The 24,476-nt window shown below is 69.5% G+C and carries 24 protein-coding genes; 13 read left to right on the top strand and 11 right to left on the bottom strand.

What is annotated here, in order from left to right; genetic code table 11:
- Nucleotides 1–30 precede the first annotated feature (30 nt).
- Nucleotides 31–726 (top strand): SDR family oxidoreductase, encoded by a 696-nt coding sequence (locus CS1GBM4_RS07220; protein ID WP_186418018.1) that lies wholly within the window; start codon nucleotides 31–33, stop codon nucleotides 724–726.
- Between the two features lie 17 nt (nucleotides 727–743).
- Here the strand turns inward: CS1GBM4_RS07220 and CS1GBM4_RS07215 are convergent, their stop codons facing one another.
- A complete protein-coding gene (locus CS1GBM4_RS07215) occupies nucleotides 744–1,364 on the bottom strand; it encodes a LysE family translocator (protein ID WP_186418017.1) in 621 nt (206 codons plus the stop codon).
- 95 nt (nucleotides 1,365–1,459) lie between these two features.
- Here CS1GBM4_RS07215 and CS1GBM4_RS07210 point away from each other — a divergent pair, with 95 nt between their 5' ends.
- From CS1GBM4_RS07210 to CS1GBM4_RS07185, 6 genes are all read left to right on the top strand, one after another.
- Nucleotides 1,460–2,041 (top strand): GNAT family N-acetyltransferase, encoded by a 582-nt coding sequence (locus CS1GBM4_RS07210; RefSeq protein WP_244607100.1) that lies wholly within the window; start codon nucleotides 1,460–1,462, stop codon nucleotides 2,039–2,041.
- Between the two features lie 128 nt (nucleotides 2,042–2,169).
- Complete coding sequence (locus CS1GBM4_RS07205) at nucleotides 2,170–3,846, top strand: methyl-accepting chemotaxis protein (protein WP_186418016.1); 1,677 nt, start codon at nucleotides 2,170–2,172, stop codon at nucleotides 3,844–3,846.
- A 66-nt stretch (nucleotides 3,847–3,912) separates the two neighbouring features.
- Entirely contained in the window at nucleotides 3,913–5,004 is a 1,092-nt protein-coding gene (locus CS1GBM4_RS07200) for an AAA family ATPase (RefSeq protein ID WP_186418015.1), read from the top strand.
- Nucleotides 5,005–5,120: 116 nt separating this feature from the next.
- Entirely contained in the window at nucleotides 5,121–6,305 is a 1,185-nt protein-coding gene (locus CS1GBM4_RS07195; RefSeq protein WP_186418014.1) for a MalY/PatB family protein, read from the top strand.
- A 71-nt stretch (nucleotides 6,306–6,376) separates the two neighbouring features.
- Nucleotides 6,377–7,825 (top strand): DUF1800 family protein, encoded by a 1,449-nt coding sequence (locus CS1GBM4_RS07190; protein ID WP_186418013.1) that lies wholly within the window; start codon nucleotides 6,377–6,379, stop codon nucleotides 7,823–7,825.
- Nucleotides 7,826–7,827: 2 nt separating this feature from the next.
- A complete protein-coding gene (locus CS1GBM4_RS07185; RefSeq protein ID WP_244607099.1) occupies nucleotides 7,828–9,072 on the top strand; it encodes a DUF1501 domain-containing protein in 1,245 nt (414 codons plus the stop codon).
- A gap of 149 nt (nucleotides 9,073–9,221) precedes the next feature.
- Here the strand turns inward: CS1GBM4_RS07185 and leuD are convergent, their stop codons facing one another.
- From leuD to CS1GBM4_RS07160, 5 genes are all read right to left on the bottom strand, one after another.
- Nucleotides 9,222–9,824, bottom strand: coding sequence for a 3-isopropylmalate dehydratase small subunit (gene leuD, locus CS1GBM4_RS07180; RefSeq protein WP_186418012.1), 603 nt, complete (start codon nucleotides 9,822–9,824; stop codon nucleotides 9,222–9,224).
- Nucleotides 9,825–9,869: 45 nt separating this feature from the next.
- Entirely contained in the window at nucleotides 9,870–10,328 is a 459-nt protein-coding gene (locus CS1GBM4_RS07175) for a metallopeptidase family protein (RefSeq protein WP_186418011.1), read from the bottom strand.
- Nucleotides 10,328–10,573: a hypothetical protein gene (locus CS1GBM4_RS07170; protein WP_186418010.1), complete on the bottom strand. Its 246-nt coding sequence runs from the start codon at nucleotides 10,571–10,573 to the stop codon at nucleotides 10,328–10,330. The genes CS1GBM4_RS07175 and CS1GBM4_RS07170 overlap by 1 nt, the downstream gene beginning before the upstream one ends.
- A gap of 26 nt (nucleotides 10,574–10,599) precedes the next feature.
- Nucleotides 10,600–12,018 (bottom strand): 3-isopropylmalate dehydratase large subunit, encoded by a 1,419-nt coding sequence (leuC, locus tag CS1GBM4_RS07165; protein ID WP_186418009.1) that lies wholly within the window; start codon nucleotides 12,016–12,018, stop codon nucleotides 10,600–10,602.
- Nucleotides 12,019–12,112: 94 nt separating this feature from the next.
- A complete protein-coding gene (locus tag CS1GBM4_RS07160) occupies nucleotides 12,113–12,289 on the bottom strand; it encodes a hypothetical protein (protein ID WP_186418062.1) in 177 nt (58 codons plus the stop codon).
- Between the two features lie 151 nt (nucleotides 12,290–12,440).
- On the opposite strand from CS1GBM4_RS07160, the gene CS1GBM4_RS07155 reads away from it, so the two are divergent.
- A complete protein-coding gene (locus tag CS1GBM4_RS07155) occupies nucleotides 12,441–12,839 on the top strand; it encodes a hypothetical protein (RefSeq protein WP_186418008.1) in 399 nt (132 codons plus the stop codon).
- A gap of 53 nt (nucleotides 12,840–12,892) precedes the next feature.
- Here the strand turns inward: CS1GBM4_RS07155 and kynA are convergent, their stop codons facing one another.
- Complete coding sequence (gene kynA, locus CS1GBM4_RS07150; RefSeq protein WP_210201549.1) at nucleotides 12,893–13,741, bottom strand: tryptophan 2,3-dioxygenase; 849 nt, start codon at nucleotides 13,739–13,741, stop codon at nucleotides 12,893–12,895.
- A gap of 109 nt (nucleotides 13,742–13,850) precedes the next feature.
- On the opposite strand from kynA, the gene CS1GBM4_RS07145 reads away from it, so the two are divergent.
- Nucleotides 13,851–15,062, top strand: coding sequence for an aminotransferase class V-fold PLP-dependent enzyme (locus tag CS1GBM4_RS07145; protein ID WP_244607098.1), 1,212 nt, complete (start codon nucleotides 13,851–13,853; stop codon nucleotides 15,060–15,062).
- Nucleotides 15,063–15,118: 56 nt separating this feature from the next.
- Here the strand turns inward: CS1GBM4_RS07145 and rplS are convergent, their stop codons facing one another.
- Nucleotides 15,119–15,505: a 50S ribosomal protein L19 gene (rplS, locus tag CS1GBM4_RS07140; protein WP_186418006.1), complete on the bottom strand. Its 387-nt coding sequence runs from the start codon at nucleotides 15,503–15,505 to the stop codon at nucleotides 15,119–15,121.
- Between the two features lie 175 nt (nucleotides 15,506–15,680).
- Here rplS and CS1GBM4_RS07135 point away from each other — a divergent pair, with 175 nt between their 5' ends.
- The 4 genes from CS1GBM4_RS07135 (at nucleotide 15,681) to CS1GBM4_RS07120 (ending at nucleotide 21,538) form a co-directional block, all read left to right on the top strand.
- The gene (locus CS1GBM4_RS07135; RefSeq protein ID WP_186418005.1) at nucleotides 15,681–16,424 is read left to right on the top strand and encodes a sulfite exporter TauE/SafE family protein; all 744 of its coding nucleotides are present in this window, start codon (nucleotides 15,681–15,683) and stop codon (nucleotides 16,422–16,424) included.
- Nucleotides 16,425–16,488: 64 nt separating this feature from the next.
- The gene (locus CS1GBM4_RS07130; protein WP_186418004.1) at nucleotides 16,489–17,277 is read left to right on the top strand and encodes an SDR family oxidoreductase; all 789 of its coding nucleotides are present in this window, start codon (nucleotides 16,489–16,491) and stop codon (nucleotides 17,275–17,277) included.
- A 252-nt stretch (nucleotides 17,278–17,529) separates the two neighbouring features.
- Complete coding sequence (locus CS1GBM4_RS07125) at nucleotides 17,530–19,608, top strand: elongation factor G (RefSeq protein WP_186418003.1); 2,079 nt, start codon at nucleotides 17,530–17,532, stop codon at nucleotides 19,606–19,608.
- 214 nt (nucleotides 19,609–19,822) lie between these two features.
- Nucleotides 19,823–21,538, top strand: a complete 1,716-nt coding sequence (locus tag CS1GBM4_RS07120; protein WP_244607097.1) for an AMP-binding protein — start codon at nucleotides 19,823–19,825, stop codon at nucleotides 21,536–21,538.
- 9 nt (nucleotides 21,539–21,547) lie between these two features.
- Here CS1GBM4_RS07120 and CS1GBM4_RS07115 read toward each other — a convergent pair whose 3' ends face one another.
- The 3 genes from CS1GBM4_RS07115 to dapF form a co-directional block, all read right to left on the bottom strand.
- Entirely contained in the window at nucleotides 21,548–22,117 is a 570-nt protein-coding gene (locus CS1GBM4_RS07115) for a hypothetical protein (protein WP_186418001.1), read from the bottom strand.
- A 73-nt stretch (nucleotides 22,118–22,190) separates the two neighbouring features.
- Nucleotides 22,191–23,468: a tRNA (N(6)-L-threonylcarbamoyladenosine(37)-C(2))-methylthiotransferase MtaB gene (gene mtaB / locus CS1GBM4_RS07110; protein ID WP_186418000.1), complete on the bottom strand. Its 1,278-nt coding sequence runs from the start codon at nucleotides 23,466–23,468 to the stop codon at nucleotides 22,191–22,193.
- A gap of 1 nt (nucleotide 23,469) precedes the next feature.
- Nucleotides 23,470–24,354 (bottom strand): diaminopimelate epimerase, encoded by an 885-nt coding sequence (gene dapF / locus CS1GBM4_RS07105; RefSeq protein ID WP_186417999.1) that lies wholly within the window; start codon nucleotides 24,352–24,354, stop codon nucleotides 23,470–23,472.
- Nucleotides 24,355–24,476 lie beyond the last annotated feature (122 nt).

Raw genomic sequence — 24,476 nt, 5'->3', positions numbered from 1 at the left:
TAGGTGGAGTCTCCGAGACGGAGACCGACCATGCCCCAGACCTGGATGATCACCGGTGCCAATCGCGGCATCGGACTGGCCCTGACGATGGAATTGCTGCGGCGGGGCGACCATGTCGTCGCCGCGGCTCGCGATCCCTGGGGCGGGGCGCTGGCGGAGCTGGCGTCCCAGTATGTCGGGGCTCTGGCCCCGCTCGAGCTCGACGTCACCTCGGAGCGAAGCGTCGCCGCCGCCAAGCAGGCGCTGGATGGCCGCCCGATCGACGTGCTCGTCAACAATGCCGGCATCTACGGCCCGCGGGATCGGCAGTCGGCGCTCGACATGGATTTCGACGCCTGGCGCGAGGTCTTCGAGGTCAACGTCTACGCCCCGCTTCGCGTGGCGCAGGCCTTCCTTCCCAACATCGAGGCCGGCTCCGGCCGCAAGATCGTGACGATCTCGAGCCGCATGGGTTCGATCGGCAGCAACCCGTCCGGCGCGATCGCCTATCGTTCCTCGAAAGCGGCGGTGAACATGGCGATGGTGGCCTTCGGCAATGCCGTCCGCGACAGCGAGGTCGCGGTGCTGCTCTTCCACCCCGGTTGGGTGCGCACAGATATGGGCGGCGGCGGGGCCGACATTCCTCCAGCCGAAAGCGCCGCCGGGCTGATTGCGACGATCGACGCCTCCGGCATGCGCGAGACCAACAGCTTCCGCAACTGGAAAGGCGAGACGATCCCCTGGTGAGCGCCTCGCGCCGGGCCTCAATTGCCGCGGGCCGAAGCGAGCCACAGCCCGCCGCCGATCAGGAAGCCGCCGCTGAATTTCGACATCAGCCTGATGCGCTTCTGCGACAGGAAGCGCCCGGCCCGTCCGGCCAGGAGTGCGTAGGCGCTGTCGCTGACCGCGGCGAACAGCATGGCGGTCGCGCCCATGATCGCGATCTGGGTGGCATGGTCGCGGGCGGGATCGAGGAATTGCGGGAAGAAGGCCCCGAAGAAGACCAGCGTCTTGGGGTTGCTCAGCGCCACCAGCAGGCCCTGCAGGAAGAAGCCGCCGCGCGGCGGGCGGGCCGCGGCGGCGCTCCCTTCGGCCGCCGGCCCGGCGCTGCGATACATCTTCCAGCCGAGCCAGACGAGATAAGCCGCGCCGGCGAGTCTGATCCAGTCGAACCAGTGGCCCATCGCGGCGATCACCGAGCTGAGGCCGATGCCGACGATGGCGATCATGATCGCGAGCCCCGCCTGCGTTCCTGCCACGTTGAGAAGCCCGGCCCGGCTACCATGCCTCAGGCTGTTGGCGATGATCAGCGTCACCGTCGGGCCGGGTACGATGATGATGACCAGGCAGGCGACGAGATAGGCGGCGAACAGCTCGAGCGACATGGGGCGGCCTCCGGGCGGCTGGGCGGCCGCCTTGCGGGCGGCGCCTCATTCCTCTCCTGTTTGCCGGCATCTGTCGAGGGAGCGAGGTGGGATCGGTGAGCGCGAAGATCGAGGTCGTCCCGTTGACGCCGGAGCATTGGCCGGCGCTCGAGGAGCTCTTTGGTCCGCAGGGGCCTTGCTATGGCTGCTGGTGCAATCACTTCCGCATGCCGCCGAAGCTGCGCAAGCCGCTGCTCGGCGAGGGCGCGCGGCGGCTGTTCGAGGAGCGGGTGAGGAGGGGGCCTCCGCCCGGCGTGCTCGCCTTCAAGGACTCTGTCGCCGTCGGCTGGCTGCAGATCGGCCCCCGGGCGCATGTGCCCGAGTGGAACAATCCCCGCCGGGCCTCGACCCCGCTGCCGGATGCGCCGGCCGAGGACGAGCGCAACTGGGCGGCCTCCTGCTTCTTCGTCCGCAAGGGATTTCGGGGCACGGGCGTCACGGCGGCGCTGCTGGCCGGCGGGCTGGCCTTCGCACGGGCGAGCGGCGCACGCCTGGTCGAGGCCGCCGCCATGGACAATTCCGGCAGGCGCAGCGCCGACGGGCTCTATGTCGGTCCGGAAAGCGTGTTCAGGCGCGCCGGCTTCGTCGAGGTCGCACGGCAGAAGCCCGGCCGGCCGCTGATGCGCCTCATCGTCTGACTGCGGGTCCGGAAGATCGCCTGTCAAGTCGGAAATTTCAATTATTTTAGATAGTTAGCTGGCTCCGTTAAGCGTCTGTTTGCTTCGCGCTTGCGAAAGCTCCGCGCGCTCACGAGGCGGTGGATGCGATGCGACGGTTCGGGCTGACGGCCAAGATCACCATGTTGTTCGCGATCTTCGGGATCGCTGCCGCGCTCGGGCTGACGAGCGCCGTCAGCGGCCTCGATTCGGTCCACCGGATCGACCGAGAAGCCTTCGCCGGCCTGCAGCTCGCCAATCGCGCCTCGCTCCTCTCGAGCCGGGTGGCGCAGGCCGCCCTGCTCAGCCGCTTCGACGAGAATGCCGCCGCTCGCGAGATCGAGCAGGCGCTCGACCAGATCGACGCGGCCATCGACCTGGTCGACGCGGCGCGGGCCAGCCTGATGTCGTCGCTGACGGAGGAGTTGAAGCAGGCCAATCCCACCCTCGACCCCAGCATCCGCACCTTCGTCTCGTTCCAGCGCGACATCGTCACGATCGGTCGCCAGATCTCGGCCAAGGCGGCGCTCGTCGAAGCCTCGGCCGACGCCGCGAAGGACAATGTCCGCCAGATCATGGGGATTACCGGCCGGCTGCGCGACGAGCTCGACCGGCGCGCCGGCCTTGCCGCCGCGGGCGCCGAGACCCTGGCGGGGACGGTGAGTCTGCGCAGCGCCCTCATCGCTCTCGCCTTGCCGCTCGCGGGCGGGCTGCTGGCGATCATGCTGTTGCGGACCCAGCTGACGAGGCCGCTGCGCGACCTGATGGATACCATCAACGCGGTGACCTCCTCGGACCGCGTGGTCGAAGTGCCTCACCGCAACCGCCACGACGAGATCGGACAGCTCGCACGCACGGTGCGCACCCTGAGCGAGGTCCGCGCCACGCTCGTCACCCGCGACGCCGAGGCCGACCTGGCGCAGCAGCACCGGCAGCACCGGACGGAGGAACTGCACAGGATCGCCCAGGAGTTCGAAGCGCGGATCGGGCGCCTGCTCGCCGATATCGGCCGGCTGAGCGAGGGGCTACGCGCCGCGCTCGCCGCCTCGGCCGCCCGGGCCGGCCAGATCTCGCACAGCGGCAGCGCCGCCGCGGAGGCGGTGGCCGGCGCCGGCGCGGAGGCGGAGCGCATCGCCGATGCCGCCGTCCGGCTCGAGGAGGTGGTCGAGCAGATCAATCGCGAGGTCGCGCGGGTCTCGGAAACCGCGACACTCGCGACCCGCGACGCCGCCGGCACGGTCGGCCTGGTCGGCAGGCTGACCGAGAACGCCGGCAAGATCCGCGATGTCGTTCAGCTGATCGAGGCGATCGCCCGGCAGACCAACCTGCTGGCGCTCAACGCCACGATCGAGGCCGCGCGGGCCGGCGCGCATGGCCGCGGCTTCGCCGTCGTCGCCAGCGAGGTGAAGGCGCTGGCGACCCAGACCGCCGATGCCACGGCGCAGATCGCGACCCGGATCGCGGCCGTGGACGTCGCGCTCTCCCAGGCCGCGCAGGCGATCATCAGCATCGCCAGCCGCGCCGGAGCCGTCGAGCAGGCGAGCACCGAGATCTCGACCATGGTCGCCTCGCATGCCGGCCTGATGCAAGGTCTCGGCGAGACCATCGCCCGCATCTCGGCTGTCACCGGGCAGGCGGCGGCCGCGGTGACGGCGATCGCCGGCGCCGGTGTCCAGACGGCGTCGCATGCCGAGCAGGGCGCGAGCGGCGCCCGCCAGCTCGACGATCGGATCTCGGCGCTCCAGGCCGAGGCCGACGAGTTCGCCCGGCGCCTGCGCGCCGCCTGACCCGCTTGCCATGGTCCACCGACTCGCGGCCATGTGCGCCATGCCCGAAAGCATGTGCATCTCCCCATGAGCTGGTCGCCGCAGCAGGACGCGGCTCTCGCCGCCGTGGCCCGATGGCTGCAGGCCGGCTCGCCGCAGCTCTTCCGCCTGTTCGGCTATGCCGGCACGGGCAAGACGACGCTCGCCCGCCACATCGCCGAGGGCGTCGACGGTCCGGTCGTCTTCGCCGCCTTCACCGGCAAGGCGGCGCTCGTCCTGCGCAACAAGGGCTGCGAGGGCGCGCAGACCATCCACTCGCTGATCTACCGCTCGCGCGGCGTCGACGAGGAGAGCCCGACCTTCGTGCTCAACCGCGAGAGCGCCGCCGCCAAGGCCAAGCTGATCATCATCGACGAATGCTCGATGGTCGACGAGGAACTCGGACGCGACCTGCTCTCCTTCGGCACGCCGGTGCTGGTGCTGGGCGATCCCGCACAGCTGCCGCCGGTCAAGGGCGGCGGCTTCTTCACCGAGGCCGAGCCCGACGTGATGCTGACCGAGGTCCATCGCCAGGCGGCCGACAACCCGATCGTGCGCATGTCGATGATCGTGCGCGAGGGCGGCCGGCTCGAGGTCGGCGATTATGGCGCGAGCCGGATCATCAGGCGCGCCGAGATCACGCCGGAGATCGTGCTGTCGGCCGATCAGGTGCTGGTCGGCCTCAACCGCACGCGCCGGCTCTACAACGCCCGCATGCGCCAGCTGATGGGCCATGCCGCCAATGTGCCGGCCGTCGGCGAGAAGCTCGTCTGCCTGCGCAACGACAAGAGCAAGGGCCTGCTCAATGGCGGCGCCTGGATCGTGCAGGAGCTGAAGACCTCGAAGAAGGGGCTCGTCACCATGCGGGTGACGCCGGAGGACGACACCGGCGGCAAGCCGGTGAAGGTCTCGGTGCTGCCGAACTTCTTCGACGGCACCGAGGACGAGGTGCCGTGGGAGCTGCGCCGCCACACCGACGAGTTCACCTTTGGCTACGCCCTCACCGTGCATAAGGCGCAGGGCTCGCAATGGGACGATATCGTGCTCTTCGACGAGGCCTTCGCCTTCCGCGAGCACCGGGCGCGCTGGCTCTATACCGGCCTGACGCGGGCGGCGGAGACGATCACGGTGGTGATGTAGCGAGCCGCGCCAGACCGTCAGCGTAGATTGGAATTGCACGGGGCGCTGCTGGCGGAGAAGAATTTTCTTGGTATGCGATGGTGCCGGCCCGACCGGCGACGCACCGGGAACCCATGATGATCGCAGCCTCGACCTTTGACTTGCGGATCGACCGCCGCGGCAGCAACTGCGCGAAATGGGACAAGATGGAGGCCGTCTACGGCGTGCCCGCCTCCGACGGCATCGCCATGTGGGTGGCAGACATGGATTTCCGCCCGCCTCCTTGCGTCCAGGCGGCGGTCGAGGCGATGGCCGCCCATGGCGTCTACGGCTATTTCGGCGACGAGCGCAGCAACAGCGACGCGATCCGCTGGTGGATGCAGGAGCGCCATGGCTGGACGGTCGAGCCGCAGGCGATCTTCACCACGCACGGGCTGGTCAACGGTACCGCGCTCTGCGTCGAGGCCTATAGCCGGCCGGGCGACGGGATCGTTCTGATGACGCCCGTCTATCACGCCTTTGCCCGCGTCATCAGGGCTGCCGGTCGCGAGGTCGTCGAATGCCGGCTGGCGCAGGAGGATGGCCGCTATGTCCTCGACATTCCCGGCTGGGATGCGCAGATGACCGGCAGGGAGCGGATGCTGATCCTGTGCTCGCCGCACAATCCCGGCGGCCGGGTCTGGAGCCGCGAGGAGCTCAGGCAGATCGCCGATTTCTGCGTTCGCCACGACCTGATCCTGGTCTCGGACGAGATTCACCATGACCTGGTCATGCCCGGGCACAAGCATACCGTCATGGCCGTCGCCGCGCCGGATATCCTCGACCGTCTGGTGATGATGACGGCGACGACCAAGACCTTCAACATCGCCGGCGCCCATGTCGGCAACGTCATCATTCCCGACGAGGCGCTGCGGGCGCCGTTCCGCGCCCGGATGAACGCACTCGGCATCTCCCCCAACTCCTTCGGCATGGCGATGGCGACGGCCGCCTACAGCAAGGAGGGGGCGGCCTGGGTCGATGCCCTGCTCGCCTATCTCGACGGCAACCGCCGGCTCTTCGATGCGGCGGTCAATGGCATTCCGGGCCTGCGCTCGATGCCGCTGGAGGCGACCTATCTCGCCTGGGTCGACTTCGCCGGCACCGGCATGGCGCCGAAGGATTTCATCGCGCGCGTCGAGAAGCAGGCGAAGATCGCGGTGAACCACGGCACGAGCTTCGGCGCGGGCGGCGACAGCTTCCTGCGCTTCAACCTCGCCACGCAGCGCGCCGTCGTGGCCGAGGCGGCCGAGCGCCTGAAGGCAGCTTTCGCCGACCTGCAGTAGCCACGGCCGGCCGGCGTTTCGCCATAGTTGCGCGCCAGCCTGCCGCGGTGGCCGCGCAGTGGAGGCGGAGCATGGCTGATCGATCCGGGGCAGGGCAGCAGATCCTGGCGCTGCAGCGCTTCGGGCTCGGCCTGAAGCCGGGGCAGGGCGGCACGCTCGCGGCCGCACGCGAGCGTCTCCTGGCCGACATACGCGACGACGGCGCAGCCCAGCCGCGCGTCAGCTTTTCCGGCGCGGCGCCGATCGGCCGGGCGCTCTACGCTTTCGAGGACGAGGAGCGGGCGGCGCGCGAAGCAAAGCGCATCGCCGGCCAGCCGGGCATGAGCCAGGGTGTGCAGGTCGCCGCCGCGCCGCCTGCGCCGGGCCAGCCGCAGGGCCGGCTGCCGGCGCCGCAGCCACCCGAGCCGCCCTTTCCGCAGAAGGTCTATCGCGAGGAAGCGGTCGCCCGCGTGCAGAGCGCGCTCGAGGCCGAGGCCGGTTTCGCCGAGCGGCTGGTGCAGTTCTGGTCGAACCATTTCTGCGTCTCGGTCGCCAAGGGCAATTTCGTGCGCGCCATGGCCGGCGCCTTCGAGCGCGAGGCGATCCGCCCGCACATCTTCGGCCGCTTCGAGGACCTGCTGATCGCGGTCGAGAGCCACCCGGCGATGCTGAACTTCCTCGACAACCAGCTCTCGATCGGGCCGGATTCGCGCGCCGGCAAACGCCGCGGCCGCGGCCTCAACGAGAACCTCGCCCGCGAGATCATGGAGCTGCATACGCTCGGCGTCTCCGGCGGCTATGCGCAGGCGGACGTCACCTCGCTGGCGCGGATCATCACCGGATGGACCGTCGTCGGGCGCGATGCCCGCCTCGGCTTCCCGGGCTCCTTCGCCTTCAATCCCGGGCTGCACGAGCCCGGCGGCCAGAGGCTGCTCGGCAAGGTCTACCGGCAGGAGGGCAGGGAGAAGGGCATGGCGGCGCTGGCCGATCTCGCCCGCCATCCGAGCACAGCGAGCTTCATCGCCCGCAAGCTCGCCCGCCATTTCGTTGCCGACGAGCCACCGCAGGCGCTGGTCGCCGAGCTCGCCCGTGTCTTCCGCGATACCGGCGGCGACCTCGCCGCTCTGTCGCGAACGTTGGTGACGTCCGAGCTCGCCTGGAGCGCCCCGGCCACCAAGCTGCGCACGCCGCAGGAGTTCCTCGTCGCCGCCTTCCGCGCGCTCGACCGCAAGCCGGATTTCGGCCAGATCGCCGGCCCGCTCGGCGTGATGGGCCAGCCGCTCTGGCAGCCCTCGGGCCCTGACGGCTATCCCGACAGCAATGCCGCCTGGGCGACGCCGGAGGGGATCAAGACCCGCATCGACGTCGCGGCCCAGCTCGGCCGGCAGGCGGCCGGCTCGGTCGCCGATCCGCGCGCTTTGGTCGAGGAAGTGCTCGGCCCGCTCGCCTCGGCCCAGACCCGGCAGGCGGTGGCGCGGGCCGAAAGCAAGCCGCAGGCGCTCGCGCTGCTGCTGATGTCGCCCGAATTCCAGCGGAGGTGAGCATGGCCGCCGATGACGACGACTGCGAACGGATGACGCCTTCGCGCCGCGCCGTGCTCGGTGCGGCGAGCGCGCTCTTCGCCTGGTCCTATATGCCGAAATTCGCCCACGCGGCGGCGGGCGCGCGCGATTCCCGCTTCCTGCTCGTGGTGCTGCGCGGCGCGCTCGACGGGCTCTCGGCGGTGCCGCCGCTCGGCGATCCCGACTATGCCGCGCTTCGCGAAGGCATCGCCTTGGGCAAGGACGGGCCCGAGGCGGCGCTGCCGCTCGACGGCTTCTTCTATCTGCATCCGGCGATGCCGAACCTGGCCCGGCTCTATGCGAGCGGGCAGGCGGCGATCGTCCACGCCAGTGCCACCGGCTATCGCGAGCGCTCGCATTTCGACGGGCAGGACGTGCTCGAAAGCGGCCAGGGCGGGCCGGGCAAGACCGAGTCAGGCTGGCTCAACCGGCTGATCGCCAGCCTGCCTCCCGGCGAGGCTGTGTCGCGCCATGGCGCGCTCGGCGTCGGCGTGGTGCCGCCCCTGGTGGTGCGGGGCGAGGCGCCGGTGCTCGGCTGGGCGCCGCCGCGCATGGCGCGGGCCGGCGCCGATCTGGTCCAGCGCCTCGGCGATCTCTATGGCGAGCGCGATCCCGCTCTGGCGCTGGTGCTGAAGCGGGCGATCGAGACCGAAGCGATCGCAAGTCGCCAGGGTGCCGAGCAGCCGCGCGGCGGTGGCGGGCCCGACAGCGCCGAGGGCATGAAGCGCATCGCCGAGGGCGCGGCCAGGCTGGTCGGCGCCGAGGACGGCCCGCGCATCGCTGCGCTCGCCTTTGAGGGCTGGGACACGCACGCCAACGAGGGAGGCGCCAAGGGGCGCCTCGCGACGCTGCTCGGCGGACTGGACGGCGCGCTCGCGAGCTTCGAAAGCGGGCTCAAGCCCGTCTGGAAGGACACGGCGGTGATGGTGGTCACCGAGTTCGGCCGCACCGCCCGCGTCAACGGCACGGTCGGCACCGATCACGGCACCGGCACGGTCGCCTTCCTGGTCGGCGGCGCCGTCCGCGGCAGGCGCATGATCGCCGACTGGCCCGGCCTCAGGCCCGAGCAATTGCACGAGCAGCGCGATCTCCGGCCGACCACCGACATCCGCGCCGTCGCCAAGGGCGTCGTCGCCGACCTGTTCGGGTTGTCCGGCCCGGTGCTGGCCGAGAAAGTGTTCCCGGGGACCGGCGATCTCAGGCCGATGCAGGGGCTGGTGGTTTAGAGCCGGATCCGATCAGATTGCATCAATCTGATCGGATCCGGCTCTAAGCCTTGGCGTCATGCTCGGGCGCAGCGAAGCGCAGACCCGAGCATCTCTTTCAGGAGATTCCCGGCTCTCCGCTTCGCTGCGGCCGGGATGACGCCCCTCGCTCACGCCCAGGCGCGCGCCTTCAGCTTCTCCTCATAGGCCTCGATCTTCGGCGCCTTTTCGAGCGTCAGGCCGATGTCGTCGAGGCCGTTGAGCAGGCAGTGCTTGCGGAACGGATCGATCTCGAAGCGGATCTCGCCGCCATCCGGGCCCTTGATCGTCTGGTTCTCGAGGTCGACCGTCAGCGTCGCGTTCGAGCCGCGGTCGGCGTCGTCGAACAGCTTCTCCAGCTCTTCCTGGCTGACGATGATCGGCAGGATGCCGTTCTTGAAGCAGTTGTTGTAGAAGATGTCGGCGAAGCTCGTGGAGATCACGCAGCGGATGCCGAAATCGAGCAGCGCCCACGGCGCGTGCTCGCGCGACGAGCCGCAGCCGAAATTGTCGCCGGCGACCAAGATCTGCGACTTGCGATAGGCCGGCTGGTTGAGGACGAAGTCCGGGTTCTCCGAGCCGTCCTCCCTGTAGCGCATCTCCGAGAACAGCGCGGTGCCGAGGCCGGTGCGCTTGATCGTCTTCAGATACTGCTTCGGGATGATCATGTCGGTGTCGACATTGATCACCTTCAGCGGAGCGGGGGTCGAGGTCAGGCTGGTGAAGGGCTGCATGGCGGGTACTCCTGAGAAGGGTTGAAGCGGCTTCGCGCCGGCGGGTCAGCCCGCCGCGCGCTCGATCGCGTCCATGTCGTCGTCGTCGAAGCCGAAATGGTGGCCGATCTCGTGGACGAGCACATGGGTGACGATGGCGCCGAGGCTCTCGTCGTGCTCGGCCCAGTAATCGAGGATCGGCCGCCGGTAGAGATGGATGGTGTTGGGCATCTGCCCGGTCTGCGGGGCGTAGCCCTGCTGCGGCAGGCCGACACCCGAGAACAGACCGAGCAGGTCGAAGGGACTCTCGGCCTCGAGCTCCTTCAGCACCTCGTCCTCGGGGAACTCGGTGACGTTGATGACGAGGTCGGCGCAGAGCTTGCGGAAATCCTCGGGCAGGCGGTCATAGGCCGCCTGCGCCAGCTCCTCGAACTCGGCGAGCGAGGGCGCGCGCACGCCGTCCCAGTCGAGACCCTGCGGATTTTGCGCCGAAGCGGCTGTCTTGATCGACGGAACGGAGCCCATCACCAGATCTTCAATTGATGCCCGAGCCACCAGGACAGGCCGATGAAGGCGATCAGCGAGAGGAAGCGGCCGATGCGCCGGCCCCAGAGCTCTATTCTGTCGCCTTCCGGCGCGTCCCTGCCGGAGAAATGGTCGGCCGCACGGCCCATCGAGGAACCGAGGAAGCTCTCGGAGTCGCGCTTGACGCGATCGAGCGCCTCCCTGGCCTCCTTGGCGCGGGCGGCGTCGCGGGGATCGGTGCTCATGACGTCCTCCCGCGAACCCGGCCGCTTCAGCCCAGCGTGCGCACGTCGACGAAGCGGCCGGTCAGGGCCGCCGCCGCCGCCATCGCCGGCGAGACGAGGTGGGTGCGGCCGCGATAACCCTGGCGGCCCTCGAAATTGCGGTTCGAGGTCGAGGCGGCGCGCTGGCCCGGCTTGAGCTGGTCCGGGTTCATGCCGAGGCACATCGAGCAGCCCGGCTCGCGCCATTCGAAGCCGGCGGCGAGAAAGATCTTGTCGAGCCCCTCGGCCTCCGCCTGCTGCTTCACCAGGCCCGAGCCCGGCACGATCATGGCGTAGTCCAGGCTCTCATGGATCTTCTTGCCCTCGACGATCCTGGCGACGGTGCGCAGATCCTCGATGCGGCCATTGGTGCAGGAGCCGATCCAGATCACGTCGAGCGGGATCTCCGTCATCTTCGTGCCGGCGGTCAGGCCCATATACTCGAGCGCCCGCTTCTTCGAGGCGCGCTTGACCTCGTCCTCGATCTGCTCGGGATCGGGGACCGCGCCGGTCACCGAGATCACGTCCTCGGGGCTCGTGCCCCAGGAGACGATCGGCGGCAGGTTGCCGGCGTCGAGCCTGACGATGCGGTCGAAATGGGCGCCCTCGTCGGAGCGCAGCGTCTCCCAATAGCGCAGCGCCTCGTCCCAGGCGGCGCCCTTCGGCGCCTTCGGGCGGTCCTTCAGATAGGCGTAGGCCTTCTCGTCCGGCGCGACCATGCCGGCGCGGGCACCACCCTCGATCGACATGTTGCAGACCGTCATCCGGCCTTCCATCGACAGGCCGCGAATGGCCTCGCCCGCATATTCGATCACCGAGCCGGTGCCGCCGGCGGTGCCGATCTCGCCGATGATCGCCAGCGTGATGTCCTTGGCGCCGACGCCCGGAGCAGGCGTGCCGTCGACCTGGACCAGCATGTTCCTGGCCTTCTTCTGGATCAGGGTCTGGGTGGCGAGCACATGCTCGACCTCCGAGGTGCCGATGCCGTGGGCGAGAGCTCCAAAAGCGCCGTGGGTCGAGGTGTGGCTGTCGCCGCAGACGATGGTGGTGCCTGGCAGGGTGAAGCCCTGCTCGGGGCCGACGATGTGGACGATGCCCTGGCGGATATCGAGCTCGTTGAAATACTCGACGCCGAAATCCCGGGCGTTCTGCGCCAGCGCCTCGACCTGGATCCGGCTCTCTTCTTCCTGGATGCCCTTGGAGCGGTCGGTGGTCTGGATGTTGTGGTCGACGACGGCCAGCGTCTTGTGCGGGGCGTGGACCTTGCGGCCGGTCATGCGCAGGCCCTCGAAGGCCTGCGGGCTGGTGACCTCATGGACGAGATGGCGGTCGATATAGAGCAGGCAGGTGCCGTCTTCCTGGCGGTCGACGACGTGGTCCTCGAAGATCTTGTCGTAGAGGGTGGTGGGAGCCTTGGTCGCAGTCATGGCTTGAAAATCGCCTTCGGTGTGGAAGTCAGGGTGCGGCCCGGAGGGCCGGCATGCGCGTCGCAACGGCCTGTCGCCGGCCGCCGGGCCGGTCTCAGGCGCAGGTAAGGCCGGCTGCGAGCGAGGCCGTGAAGCGGCCGAAGAAGCGCCAGGGCAGGCGGGCATGGTCGTGCAGCGCGGCGAAGCCCTGGGTGGTCGGAAAACGGCGCGGGTTCAGCGTGCGGCGCATCACGCGCCGGACTTCGCCCCCATGCTGCCGTCTCATCGTCATGGCGTGCTTCTACCAGTTCCAAACTGCACCGGCAACGCGATACGGCTGCCGCGGCCGAAGCCGCGTAGCGCGTTCCGCGCAGGGCTGTTATCTAGCTGCTCCCGGCCTGCCATGAAAGAGCGGCAGCGCCGGCGGACGCGATGGTGATGCGATGGCGCGCTTCTTTCCCTTCATGCTGCTGGCGGTCATCGCCTACGGCGTCACCGTCGCGGCGCTGGGCATCCCGCTCTCGCGCGAGCTTCTCAGCATCGGCCTGCCGTCGGGCACCGCCTTCGTGCTCACGGTCAGCGAGCTCCTGCTCGCGATCGCGACCATCGTCCTGTTCTTCGAGATCATGAACGCGACCAGCGCCAAGTCGAGCTCTATCCTCAACCATGGCCTGTCCATGGTGGTGTTCATCGCCTGCGGGCTGATCTTCCTGTTCATCCCCGGCTTCGGCACCGGCACCTTCGTGATCATCACCCTGATGGCGCTGGTCGACGTGATCGCCGGCTATTCGATCAGCATCCTGACGGCCCGGCGGGACATGACGTTCGGCAACAACGAGTAGGTCGCCGTCTTTCCGGGGCAGGCCGCAGGCCTGAGCCCGGAAAGACGGCGGCGTCACAATTCGCTGCGCAGCTGCCACAGCTCCGGGAAGAACGAGCGTTCCAGCGCCGTCCGCAGGAACGTCACGCCGCTGGAGCCGCCGGTCCCCTGCTTGAAGCCGATGATGCGTTCGACCGTCTTCATGTGGCGGAAGCGCCATTGCTGGAACTGGTCCTCGACGTCGACCAGCTCCTCGGCGAGCTCGTAGAGGTCGAAATGGTGCTGCGTGTCGCGATAGATCGTCAGCCAGGCGGCCTTCACCGCCTCGTTCGCGACATGCGGACGGCTCCAGTCGCGCTCCGTGCAGTCGGCCGGGATCGGCAGGCCGCGGCGGGCGAGCAGCCGCAGCGCTTCGTCGTAGAGGCTCGGCGCCTCCAGCAGCGCCTGCAGATGGGCGTGGTGCTCGGGATGATGCCGGTGCATCGCCAGCATGCGCGGGTCCTTGGCGCCGAGGCGGAATTCGAGCGCGCGGTACTGGTGCGATTGAAAGCCCGAGGACTGGCCGAGCGCCGGGCGGAAGGCGAGATAGTCGGCCGGCGTCATGGTCGAGAGCACGTCCCAGGCGCTGATCAGCTGCGCCTGGATGCGCGAGACCCGGGCCAGCGACTTGAAGGCCGGCTGCAACTCGTCGGCCCTGATCGCGGCGATGGCGCCGTCGAGCTCATGCGCGGCGAGCTTCAGCCAGAGCTCCTGGACCTGGTGGATGGTGATGAACAGCAACTCGTCGGGCGCGTCGCTCAGCGGCTTCTGCGCCGCGAGCAGGAGGTCGAGGCGCAGATAGGAGCCGTAATCCATCCGCTCCTTGAAATCGGTCTCGATGCCGGGTTCGATCCGGCTCCGGTGGTCGCCTGTCCCGCTGGTCATTCGCGCCGCCCTCGCTGGCATGCGCCTTGACCGAGCCAAGGCGCCAGATATTTTAAATTTAAAGTATTCGGCCGGATCGGCAAGGCTGCGAAAGCGCGTGAGGATGGCGATGGACCAGATGACCGATGTGCCCGCGACGCCCGCCCATCCGCCCCTCGATCTTTCCGGCGAGTTCTCGCATTTCCGCCAGAGCTGGCCGGCCAGGCTGCATTTTGCCGCCCATAGCCATCATTTCTGGCCGGACGCGACGCGCGCGGCGCATCTGCGCGCCTGGGACGATGCCGCCCGCCTCGTCGACGGCAAATGGCAGGAGGTGCTCGGTCCGGTCTGGCGCAAGGTGGCGCAGGGCGTCGCGCGGCATCTCAACCTAGCGGGAATCGACGGGCTCGTCCCGGCCAACAACACCCATGAATTCGTCAACCGGCTGATCTCCTGTCTGCCGCGCGAGCGCACGCCGCGCATCCTGACCAGCGATGGCGAGTTCCATTCCTTCCGGCGCCAGGCCGAGCGCCTCGCCGAGGAGGGGCTGATCGAGCTCACCGTCGTGCCGGCCGAGCCCTTCGCCGGGCTGGCGGAGCGGCTGGTCGCGGCGGCGCGGCGCGGTCCCGGCCCCGACCTGGTCTTCGTCAGCCAGGTCCACTTCAATTCCGGCTATGCGCTGACCGATCTGGAAGCGCTGGTCGACGGCGTCTCGGCGCCCGGCCGCCTCGTCGTCATCGACGGCTATCACGGCTTCCTGGCGCGGCCGACCGATCTTTCGGCCATAGCGGACAAGGCCTTCTACATCGCCGGCGGCTACAAATACGCCATGTCGGGCGAGGGCGCCTGCTTCATGCATTGTCCGCCCGGCTTCGCCATGCGTCCGCGCGATACCGGCTGGTACGCCTCCTTCGGCGCGCTCTCGGGCGCTCAGGGCGAGATCGGCTATGCCGAGAACGGCTGGCGCTTCATGGGCGCGACCTTCGACCCGTCCGGCCTCTACCGCATGGGCGCGATGTTCGATTGGCTCGACGCCAAGGGGCTCGATGCGTCGGCGATCCACGCCCATGCTCTCGCCTTGCAGGCGATCTTCGCCGACGGCCTGGCGCAGCGGCCCTGCGGCATGCTCGCTCTGGACAATCTGGTCGTCCCGCTGGGCGATCCGGCGCGCGGCAACTTCCTGACCTTCCGCCATGCCGATGCGGCGCTCTGGCACGAGAAGCTGAAGCAGGCCGCGATCACCGTCGACCTGCGCGGCGACCGCCTGCGCGTAGGCTTCGGGCTCTACCAGACTGAAAGCGACGTGCGGCTGCTGCTGGAACGGCTTGCAGCCATTGCCTGAAACGAAAAACGCGGCCCGAAGGCCGCGTTTCAAAATCCGGTGCGGGAGGAGGGCTCTTACTTGGCCTCGTCCTTGCCGCCCTTGGCGTCGACGCGCTCGGCGATGCGGGCCGACTTGCCGCGGCGATCGCGCAGGTAATACAGCTTGGCGCGACGGACCTTGCCCTTGCGCACGACCTTGATCGAGTCGAGGTTCGGCGAGTAGAGCGGGAAGACGCGCTCGACGCCCTCGCCATAGGAAATCTTGCGGACGGTGAAGCTCTCGTTGAGGCCGCCGCCATTGCGGGCGATCACGACGCCTTCATAGGCCTGGACGCGGCTGCGCTCGCCTTCCTTGACCTTGACGTTGACCTGCACGGTGTCGCCGGGCTGGAAGTGCGGGATCTCCTTGCTCTGGGCGAGCTTGGCGATCTGCTCCTTGTCGAGCTGCTCGATGATGTTCATGGCTTTCTCCATGGCCGTGTTCGCGCGTTGGGCGCGGGCGTTACGGCTCGCTGTTTTCAGTTGAGGCCGTGGCCTTACAGGAGCGCGGCGGATTTGTCGAGACGCTCCGGCGCTCGGCCCGGTGCGAGCCCGGTCGGCTTGCACGATTCCGCCGGCAGGGCGACGGAGGAGCGGCATGCCGGCCGAGATCCTGTCCTATGCATCGCTGTTCACCCTCCTCGTCGGGCTGTTCGCCGGCGTCGTCGGCGGCGTGGTCGGGACGGGCTCCTCGATCATTCTCCTGCCGGTGCTGGTCTGGTCGTTCGGGCCGAAGCAGGCGGTGCCGATCATGGCTGTGGCCGCCGTGATGGCGAATCTGGCGCGGGTCCTCGCCTGGTGGCGCGAGGTCGACTGGCGCGCCTTCCTCGCCTATGCGCTGCCCGGCGTGCCTGCGGCGATGCTCGGCGCCCGGACCTTGCTGCAATTGCCGGCGGCGGCGATCGACATCGGTCTCGGCCTGTTCTTCCTGCTGATGATCCCCGGCCGGCGCTGGCTCGCGGCCCGCCGGATCCGGCTCGGCCTCTGGCAGCTGGCCGGCGCCGGCGCGGCGATCGGCTTCCTGACCGGGCTGGTGCTGTCGACCGGGCCGCTCAGCATTCCCGCCTTCGCCGCCTTCGGATTGACCAAGGGCGCGCTGCTCTCGACCGAGGCGGCCACCTCGCTGTTCGTCTATCTGACCAAGGTCGCGACCTTCCGGACCTTCGGAGCGATGCCGCCCGCGATCGTCGCGAAAGGACTCATCGTCGGCGCCTCCCTGATGCTAGGCGCCTTCGTCGGAAAGGCGCTGGTGCTGCGCATGGAGGCGCGCACCTTCGAGCTCCTGCTCGACGGGATGATGCTGCTCTCCGGCTCGTTCCTGCTGGTCGCGGCGTTCCGCTGAGCGCTTCCGGCCGGCGGCGCCGGGTTGTATGCAGGCGGCAGCAGCGAGATCGTGGAGACGCACCATGCCCGAGAGTTCGATCAGGACCGCCCTCGTCACCGGGGCCGCGCGCGGGATCGGACTCGCGACGGCGAAACGCTTCCTCGCCGACAACTGGCGCGTCGCGCTGCTCGATATCGACGAGCCTGAGCTCGCGGTGGCGATGGCCGATCTCGACGCGCCGACGGCGACGATGTCGATCGGCTGCGACGTCGCCGTGCCCGGGCAGGTCGCGGAGGCGATCGATGCGGTGGTCGAGCGCTTCGGCCGGCTCGACGCCCTGGTCAACAACGCCGGCACCGCCGTGTTCAAGCCGCTTCTCGAGACGAGCTACGCCGAATGGCAGCGCGTGCTCGCGGTCAATCTCGACGGGCCGTTCCTGACCACCCAGGCCGCGGCGCCGGTGATGGCCGACACCGGCGGCGGCGCCATCGTCAACATCACCTCCATATCGGGCCTGCGCGCCTCGACGCTGCGCGTCGCCTACGGCACCAGCAAGGCGGCGCTGGCCCATCTCACCCGGCAGCAGGCGGTCGAGCTCGCCGGCCTCGGCATACGGGTCAACGCCGTCGCCCCCGGCCCGGTCGAGACCGCGATGGCCAGGGCCGTCCACAGCCCCGAGATCCGCGCCGACTATCACGATGCCATCCCGCTCGCCCGCTATGGGCTGGAGGAGGAACTGGCGGAGGCGATCTTCTTCCTGTGCAGCGAGCGGTCGAGCTACGTCACCGGCCAGGTGCTCGCCGTCGACGGCGGCTTCGATGCGGTCGGCATCGGCCTGCCGACGCTGCGCGGGCAGAGGCGCAATCGCTGAGGCGGGGCGCGCCGGGCGCGCGCCGGCGGGCCGACACCGAACAGGCGCGGCAACATTCCGCTTGCGCCGGCTCCGGAACGGCGCGAACCTGACCCTCGACATCCCTCTTCGACGGCCGCCCGACCCAGTCGGGCCCGAGCGACCGCCGCCTCGCCGGCGTGGGCGCTCATCCCCGTTCCCGCCGGTCAATCGCCGCTCCCGACCCGAGGCCTGAGGCCGGCGGCCGTGCGGCCTGAACCGAAGGAGGACGACATGGCTGCGACGCCCGGCAATGGAGGACGCTCATCCGGAGACAGAGGCAGGGGGCCGCGATGCATCGCGATCGTCGGTCCCTTTCAGAGCGGCAAGACCAGCCTGTTCGAGAGCATATTGGAGCGCTGCGGCGCGGTCTCGCGCGCCGGCTCCGTCAAGACGAGGAACAGCGTCGGCGACGCCTCGCCCGAAGCCCGTTCCCACCAGATGAGCACCGAGCCCAACGTCGCCAGCGTCGACTTCATGGGCGAGCGCTTCACCTTCATCGACTGCCCCGGCTCCGTCGAATTCCTGCACGAGATGCGTCACGTCCTGCCGGCGGTCGATGCCGCGGTCGTGGTCTGCGAGGCCGACGACCGCAAGGCTCCGGCGCTGGAGCTCGTGCTGCGCGAGCTCGAGGAGGCGGACATTCCGCGCTTCCTCTTCCTGAACAAGATCGACGCCGCCTCCCGGCGCGTGCGCGAGACGCTCGCGCTGCTGCAGCGCGCGTCCCGGACCCCGCTGCTGCTCCGGCAGATTCCGATCTGGCGCAACGGCATCGCCGTCGGCTTCATCGACCTCGCTTTGGAGCGGGCCTTCATCTATCGCGAGCATGCGCCGAGCGAGATCGTGCCGCTCGCCCCCGAAGAGGTCGAGCGCGAGCGCGACGCCCGCTTCTCCATGCTGGAAAAGCTCGCCGATTACGACGACGAGCTGATGGAAGGCCTGCTCGGCGACATCGAGCCGCCGCGCGATCTCGTCTTCGACGATCTCGCCCGCGAGCTCAAGGAGCGCCATGTGGTGCCTGTCCTGATCGGCGCGGCCGAGCGCGGCAACGGCGTCACCCGCCTGCTCAAGGCGCTCCGGCACGAGGCGCCTGCGCTGGCGACGACGCGCGGGCGCATCGGCGTCGTCGACGGCGGTGCGCCGCTCGCCCTCGTGCTCAAGACCTGGCAGTCCGGGCAGGGGGGCAAGCTCTCCCTGGTGCGCGTCTTGCGCGGGCGCATGGCGGAGGGCGACGTGCTGACCTCCTCCGCCGGCGTCGAGGCCCGCATCGGCGGCGTGCTCGAGCTCAAGGGGGCCGAGCAGCAGCGGCGGCCGGCCGCCGAGGAGGGCGAGATCGCAGCCTTCTCCCGGCTGGAAGGCGTCCGGACGGGCGACGCGATCGCCGTCGGCAAGGCCCGGCCCGACGTGATCAGCGCGGTGGCGCCGCCGGAGCCGGTCCATGCGCTCGCGGTCGGCGTCAAGGACCGCAAGGACGACGTCAGGCTGACCGCCGGCCTCGCCAAGCTGGTCGAGGAAGACCCGGCGCTGGCGCTCGAGCATCGCCCCGAATTCGGCGAGATGCGCCTCTCCGGCCAGGGCGAGATGCATCTGCGCGTCGCGCTCGAACGGCTCGCCGGGCGCTATGGCGTCACGGTCGACAGCCATGCGACCCAGATCGGTTATCGCGAGACCTTGCGCGCCAGGGCGGGCGCCCGCGGCCGGCACCGCAAGCAGAGCGGCGGCCACGGCCAGTTCGGCGACGTCGTGCTCGAGATCGCCCCGCTGCCGCGGGGGGAGGGCATCCGCTTCGTCGACCGCATCACCGGCGGCGTGGTGCCGAAGCAGTACATCTCCTCGGTCGAGGCCGGCGTGCGCGACTACTGCCAGCGCGGCCCGCTCGGCTTTCCGCTCGTCGACATCGAGGTGACGCTGACCGACGGCTCCTATCACACCGTCGATTCCTCCGACATGGCGTTCCGCCAGGCCGCGCGGATCGCGATGGGCGAGGCCTGTCCGCAGGCCAAGCCGGTGCTGCTGGAGCCGATCCTGGCGGTCGAGATCGTGATCCCCTCCGATGCGATGTCGCGGGCCTCCGCCATCGTCTCGGCCCGGCGCGGCCAGATCCTCGGCTATGATGCACGCCCCGGCTGGCGCGGCTGGGACCAGATCAACGCGCTGATACCCGAGGCGGAAATGGGCGGCCTGATCGTCGAGTTGCGTTCGGCGACGGCGGGCGTCGGCTCCTTCAGCGCCCGCTTCGACCATCTCGCCGAGCTCGCGGGCAAGCCGGCCGACGCGGTGGTCGCGGCGCAGGCGATGGCGCAGGCGCGCTAGAGTCCGTTGCGCCGCTCGTTCGCGCGCATCCGACCGGTTGCGACGAGAAGGTTTATATGTAAACTTTATCGCGGCGGGCGCTTGCGCCCGCCGCTTGGCTTGCGCAGTGTAACGCCAGACAATCAGAAGCTGCGGAACGCGGCCGGCGTGGCCGGGCGCATGCCGTGCCGTACCCACGCCCGGGAACAGGGCGGGTCGCCGAGGGAGGATGACGATGACGGCAGTTTCAGCGGCGCAGGCGGCCGATTTCCGGCCCTGGCTGGCGCATTATCCGCCGGCCGTGCCGCCCACCATCGACGAGAGCAAGGTCGGTACGCTCGCGGACCTGATCCGCCATTCCTGCGAGACCTATGCCGACCGGCAGGCCTTCGAGAGCTTCGGCAAGTCGATCAGCTTCGCGGAGGTCGGTCGCGCGGCGCGGGCCTTCGCCGCGTGGCTGCAGGCGCGGGGCTTCCGGAAGGGCGACCGCATCGGGCTGATGATGCCGAACATCCTCGCCTATCCGGCGACGATCTTCGGCGCCCTGATCGGAGGCTACACCGTCGTCAACGTGAACCCGCTCTACACCGCACGCGAGCTGACGCACCAGCTCAACGACGCCGGCGTGCGCGTGCTGGTGGTGATCGAGAACTTCGCCCATGTGGTGGAGGAAGCGCGGCCCAATCTCAAGCTGGATGCCGTCGTCATCGCCACCGCGGGCGACCTGATGGGCTTCAAGGGCACCATCGTCAATTTCGTCGCCCGCAAGATCAAGAAGGTGGTCAAGCCGTTCGACCTGCCGGGCTCGGTGCCGCTCAGGACGATCCTGGCCGGGCCCGGCACGATGAGCCCGGTCACGGTCGCGCCGGAGGACGCCGCCTTCCTGCAATATACCGGCGGGACGACCGGCGTCGCCAAAGGGGCGACGCTGACGCATCGCAACGTCGCCTCCAACGTGGCGCAATGCGCGCTCTGGCTGGGCTGGGAGCTCGAGCCGCCGCACGGGCGCAGCGACTACCAGCACGTCATGGTGACGGCGCTGCCGCTCTACCACATCTTCGCCCTGACCTGCTGCTGCATGTTCATGCTGCGGATCGGCGCCAAGGGGCTGCTGATCGCCAATCCGCGCGACATCGCCGGTTTCATCAAGATCCTGAAGGCGAGCCGGTTCACGCTCTTCTCCGGCGTCAACACGCTCTACAACGCCCTCGCCAGCCACCCCGACATCAAGGACGTGGACTTCTCCGAGCTGCGCTTCGCCATCGCCGGCGGCATGGCGACGCAGGCCGCCGTCGCGAAGCGCTGGAAGGAGGTCTCCGGCCGGCCGATCATCGAGGGCTACGGCCTGTCCGAGACCTCGCCGGTCGCCTCGGTCAACCGCACCGACATCTCCGAGTTCACGGGCACCATCGGCTTTCCCCTCCCTTCGACCGATTTCGCCATCCGCGATGCCGAGGGCAACGACCTGCCCGCGGGCGAGCCCGGCGAGATCTGCATCCGCGGACCGCAGGTGATGGCCGGCTACTGGAACCGGCCGGACGAGACCGCCAAGGTGATGACGGCGGACGGCTTCTTCCGCACCGGCGACATCGGCGTCCTCCTCCCCGACGGGCAGGTCAAGGTGGTCGACCGGATGAAGGACATGGTCCTCGTCTCCGGCTTCAACGTCTATCCGAACGAGGTCGAGGATGTGCTCGCCAAGCATCCCGGCGTGCTGGAGGCGGCCGTCATCGGCCTGCCCGACGAGCATTCCGGCGAGGCGGTGACGGCCTTCGTCGTCAAGCGCGACGGCGCCACCACGGCCGATGAGCTGCGCGCCTTCTGCAAGGAGAACCTGACCGGCTACAAGGTGCCCAAGCAGATCATCTTTCGCGAGACGCTGCCCAAGACCAATGTCGGCAAGGTCCTGCGCCGGGCCCTGCGCGAGGAGGTCGCCGTCGAGAAGCGCTGACCGGCAGCGCTATTCCGGCGCGTGGATCGTCGCGCGCAGCGCCTTGAACTGCGGCAGCGCGGCGGCGAGGCTCGCCTGATCGGTGACGCAGATCAGCGCGGTCCGGCCCTTCGCCGTTTCCATGGCCGAGGCGAACATGCGCACGTTCTGCGCGTTTGGGCCGGCCTTGGGCGAGACGATCAGCTCGATGCCGCTGAAGCCCTGATGCTCGAACAGTTTCAGGTCGGAGACGGTGCCGACGTTCTCGAACATGGTGCGATAGAGTTGCTGCCATTCGGGCTTGGCCATCTGCGCGTTGATGACCTCGCGCGTCAGCACCGCGTTCTGCGGCTCGCTCTTGAAACCGAGCGTGCAGAGCTGGCCGGTGCTGTTCACCGCTTTCGGCGTTCCGGTCTTCGAGCTGATGTCGATCGTCACCTCGAATTGCGGATGCGGCCTGCCGGCTTCCGCCTTGAAGCCGGCGGGCGGCGAGACCGAGAGCCCGGTCGCGGCATCGCCATAGGATTGCGCGGCGGCGCTCCCGGCGAACATGAGGGCGGCGAGGACAGCGGACAGGCGGAGCGGACTTGTCATGGTCACGGGCTAGTTCCGGAATGCGACGGCGGCGAGACGGATGAGGCGTTGCGGGCTATGGGCGGCATGGGCGGCCCGGTCAAGCAGCCAGGAGCGATTTGCCGAGGTGAGCATGGGCTGTCACCGGCAGGATCTGCCCGGGCGCGACGCTGCGGCCGAAGCGAACCAGGGTGAAGTCCTCGGCCCGGCCGGTGTCGCCGCGCTCGGTCAGCACCCGGAGCGGGCGGCCGATTCGGGCGGCGAGATGCCGGCTGTGGGCCGCTTCCGCCGCCTGGCGCAGCCTGGCGGCCCGCTCCCTGATCTCGCCGCCGGCGACCTGCGGCATGCGTGCCGCCGGCGTGCCGGGCCGCGGCGAGAACGGAAAGCCGTGGACATAGCTCAGCCCGCATTCCTCGATCAGTGCGAGCGTGCGGGCGAACATCGCCTCGTCCTCGGTCGGGAAACCGGCGATGAGGTCGGCCCCGAAGACGATCTCGGGCCGCAGGCCGCGCATCTGCCGGCAGAAGGAGACCGCCTGCGCCCGGCTGTGGCGGCGCTTCATCCGCTTCAGCACGAGATCGTCGCCGGATTGCAGCGACAGATGCAGATGCGGCATCAATCGCGGCTCGTCGGCGATCAGGGCGCGCAGATCGCCGTCGACCTCTACGGCGTCGAGCGAGGACAGGCGCAGCCGCTTCAGCTCGGGCAGCGCCGACAGGATTGCCGCGACGAGGGCGCCGAGGGTCGGCCCGTCCGGGCGCTCCCGGCCGTAGCTGGTCAGGTCGACGCCGGTCAGCACGATCTCGCCGGCGCCGCCCTCGACGAGGCGGCGCGCCTGGGCGACGACCTCGGCGACCGGCGCCGAGCGGGCATTGCCGCGCCCGAGCGGGATGACGCAGAAGGTGCAGCGATGGTCGCAGCCGTTCTGCACCTGCAGGAAGCTGCGCGTATGCCGGCCGAGCGCCCCTGTGCCGTGGGGGGCGGTGTCGCGCACCTGCATGATGTCGCCCACGGCGATCTTGCCGGCCGGGTCCTCGGCCGTTGCCCCGGCGTGCAGGCTGTTCGAGCCGGCGATGGCGCGCCAGCTCGCCGCCTCGAGCTTCTCGGCATTGCCGAGCACCCGCGCCACCTCCGGCATGGCGGCGAAGCGTCCGGGCTCGATCTGGGCGGCGCAGCCGGTGACGACGATCGGCCGCTCCGGCCGCTCGCGCGCCAGCCGGCGGATCGCCTGGCCGGCCTGGCGCACCGCCTCCTCGGTCACGGCGCAGCTGTTGACCACGGCGACGTCGGCGAGACCCGCCGCGCCCGCCCGCTGCGCGATGGTCTCGCTCTCGACGAGGTTGAGCCGGCAGCCGAAGGAGACAAGCTCGACAGCCATCTCAGGCGACGGCGGCGAAGAGACGAGGCTCCAGAACGCCTTCCCAGTCGAGCGCGGCCGGCCCGGTCATCAGCACATGGCCGTCGCTCTCGCGCCATTCGATCACGAGGTCGCCGCCGGGCAGGCTGACGGTGGCCTTCCGGTCGCAGAGCTCGCGGCGGACGGCGGCGACCAGGGCCGCGCAGGCTCCGGAGCCGCAGGCCCGGGTGATGCCGGCGCCGCGCTCCCAGACCCGCAGAACGATATGGTCCGGCGCCTTGACGGCGGCGAGGCCGATATTGGCGCGGTCCGGGAAGATAGGGTGGTTCTCCAGCAGCGGCCCGATCTGCTCGAGGTTGAAGCGATAGGGATCGTCGACGAAGAAGACCGCGTGCGGATTGCCCATGCTGACGGCGCCGGGCGTGTGCAGGATCGGGGCGTCGATCGGCCCGATCTGGAGTTCGAAGCGGCTGGTGTCCTCGAAGGGCTCGGCCAGAGGGATCTCGTCCCAGGCGAGCCGCGGCGAACCCATGTCGACGGTGAAGACGGAATCCGACTGGCGCGTCACCGGCAGGAGCCCGGCCCTGGTCTGCAGCAGCAGGCTGTCGCGGCCGGCCTGTCCCATCTGGGGGTCCGCGGTCATCGCCCTGGCGACGCAGCGCGTGCCGTTGCCGCAGGCGCCCGCTTCCGAGCCGTCGGTATTGTAGATGCGGACATAGGCGTCGGTGCCGGGCGCCTTGGGATCGTGGAGCACCATCAGCTGGTCGAAGCGGGCCCGCTCCTCGCGCGCGATGGCCCGCGCCTCGGCCGCGGTGACGACATGCTTCGTCCCGCGCAGGTCGAGCACGGTGATCTCGTTGCCGAGGCCGTTCATCTTGAGGAACCGGCGATTGGCGAGAGCGTTCATATCGTCACACGTCCATGATGATGCGGGTATATGAGGCAGCCGCCGAAAAAATGCCACCCTTGCCGATCTTCCTGCCGTAGCGGGATCATCGTAGCTTGCGGCGCGGCACGAATCGGTCGTGT

Origin of the sequence: Allobosea sp. CS1GBMeth4 (assembly GCF_900185715.1) — a bacterium.
Classification (GTDB): domain Bacteria; phylum Pseudomonadota; class Alphaproteobacteria; order Rhizobiales; family Beijerinckiaceae; genus Allobosea.
The sequence above is the reverse complement of the archived record's forward strand: the minus strand, read 5'-3'. Positions and strand labels throughout refer to the sequence as shown.

What these genes read in the sequence shown, in the direction of transcription:
- CS1GBM4_RS07220 (WP_186418018.1), top strand. Translation starts at nt 31, where the DNA reads ATGCCCCAGACCTGGATGATCACCGGTGCCAATCGCGGCATCGGACTG.
- CS1GBM4_RS07215 (WP_186418017.1), bottom strand. Translation starts at nt 1,364, where the DNA reads ATGTCGCTCGAGCTGTTCGCCGCCTATCTCGTCGCCTGCCTGGTCATC.
- CS1GBM4_RS07205 (WP_186418016.1), top strand. Translation starts at nt 2,170, where the DNA reads ATGCGACGGTTCGGGCTGACGGCCAAGATCACCATGTTGTTCGCGATC.
- CS1GBM4_RS07200 (WP_186418015.1), top strand. Translation starts at nt 3,913, where the DNA reads ATGAGCTGGTCGCCGCAGCAGGACGCGGCTCTCGCCGCCGTGGCCCGA.
- CS1GBM4_RS07195 (WP_186418014.1), top strand. Translation starts at nt 5,121, where the DNA reads ATGATCGCAGCCTCGACCTTTGACTTGCGGATCGACCGCCGCGGCAGC.
- CS1GBM4_RS07190 (WP_186418013.1), top strand. Translation starts at nt 6,377, where the DNA reads ATGGCTGATCGATCCGGGGCAGGGCAGCAGATCCTGGCGCTGCAGCGC.
- CS1GBM4_RS07185 (WP_244607099.1), top strand. Translation starts at nt 7,828, where the DNA reads ATGGCCGCCGATGACGACGACTGCGAACGGATGACGCCTTCGCGCCGC.
- leuD (WP_186418012.1), bottom strand. Translation starts at nt 9,824, where the DNA reads ATGCAGCCCTTCACCAGCCTGACCTCGACCCCCGCTCCGCTGAAGGTG.
- CS1GBM4_RS07175 (WP_186418011.1), bottom strand. Translation starts at nt 10,328, where the DNA reads ATGGGCTCCGTTCCGTCGATCAAGACAGCCGCTTCGGCGCAAAATCCG.
- CS1GBM4_RS07170 (WP_186418010.1), bottom strand. Translation starts at nt 10,573, where the DNA reads ATGAGCACCGATCCCCGCGACGCCGCCCGCGCCAAGGAGGCCAGGGAG.
- leuC (WP_186418009.1), bottom strand. Translation starts at nt 12,018, where the DNA reads ATGACTGCGACCAAGGCTCCCACCACCCTCTACGACAAGATCTTCGAG.
- CS1GBM4_RS07160 (WP_186418062.1), bottom strand. Translation starts at nt 12,289, where the DNA reads ATGACGATGAGACGGCAGCATGGGGGCGAAGTCCGGCGCGTGATGCGC.
- CS1GBM4_RS07155 (WP_186418008.1), top strand. Translation starts at nt 12,441, where the DNA reads ATGGCGCGCTTCTTTCCCTTCATGCTGCTGGCGGTCATCGCCTACGGC.
- kynA (WP_210201549.1), bottom strand. Translation starts at nt 13,741, where the DNA reads ATGACCAGCGGGACAGGCGACCACCGGAGCCGGATCGAACCCGGCATC.
- CS1GBM4_RS07145 (WP_244607098.1), top strand. Translation starts at nt 13,851, where the DNA reads ATGGACCAGATGACCGATGTGCCCGCGACGCCCGCCCATCCGCCCCTC.
- rplS (WP_186418006.1), bottom strand. Translation starts at nt 15,505, where the DNA reads ATGAACATCATCGAGCAGCTCGACAAGGAGCAGATCGCCAAGCTCGCC.
- CS1GBM4_RS07135 (WP_186418005.1), top strand. Translation starts at nt 15,681, where the DNA reads ATGCCGGCCGAGATCCTGTCCTATGCATCGCTGTTCACCCTCCTCGTC.
- CS1GBM4_RS07130 (WP_186418004.1), top strand. Translation starts at nt 16,489, where the DNA reads ATGCCCGAGAGTTCGATCAGGACCGCCCTCGTCACCGGGGCCGCGCGC.
- CS1GBM4_RS07125 (WP_186418003.1), top strand. Translation starts at nt 17,530, where the DNA reads ATGGCTGCGACGCCCGGCAATGGAGGACGCTCATCCGGAGACAGAGGC.
- CS1GBM4_RS07120 (WP_244607097.1), top strand. Translation starts at nt 19,823, where the DNA reads ATGACGGCAGTTTCAGCGGCGCAGGCGGCCGATTTCCGGCCCTGGCTG.
- mtaB (WP_186418000.1), bottom strand. Translation starts at nt 23,468, where the DNA reads ATGGCTGTCGAGCTTGTCTCCTTCGGCTGCCGGCTCAACCTCGTCGAG.
- dapF (WP_186417999.1), bottom strand. Translation starts at nt 24,354, where the DNA reads ATGAACGCTCTCGCCAATCGCCGGTTCCTCAAGATGAACGGCCTCGGC.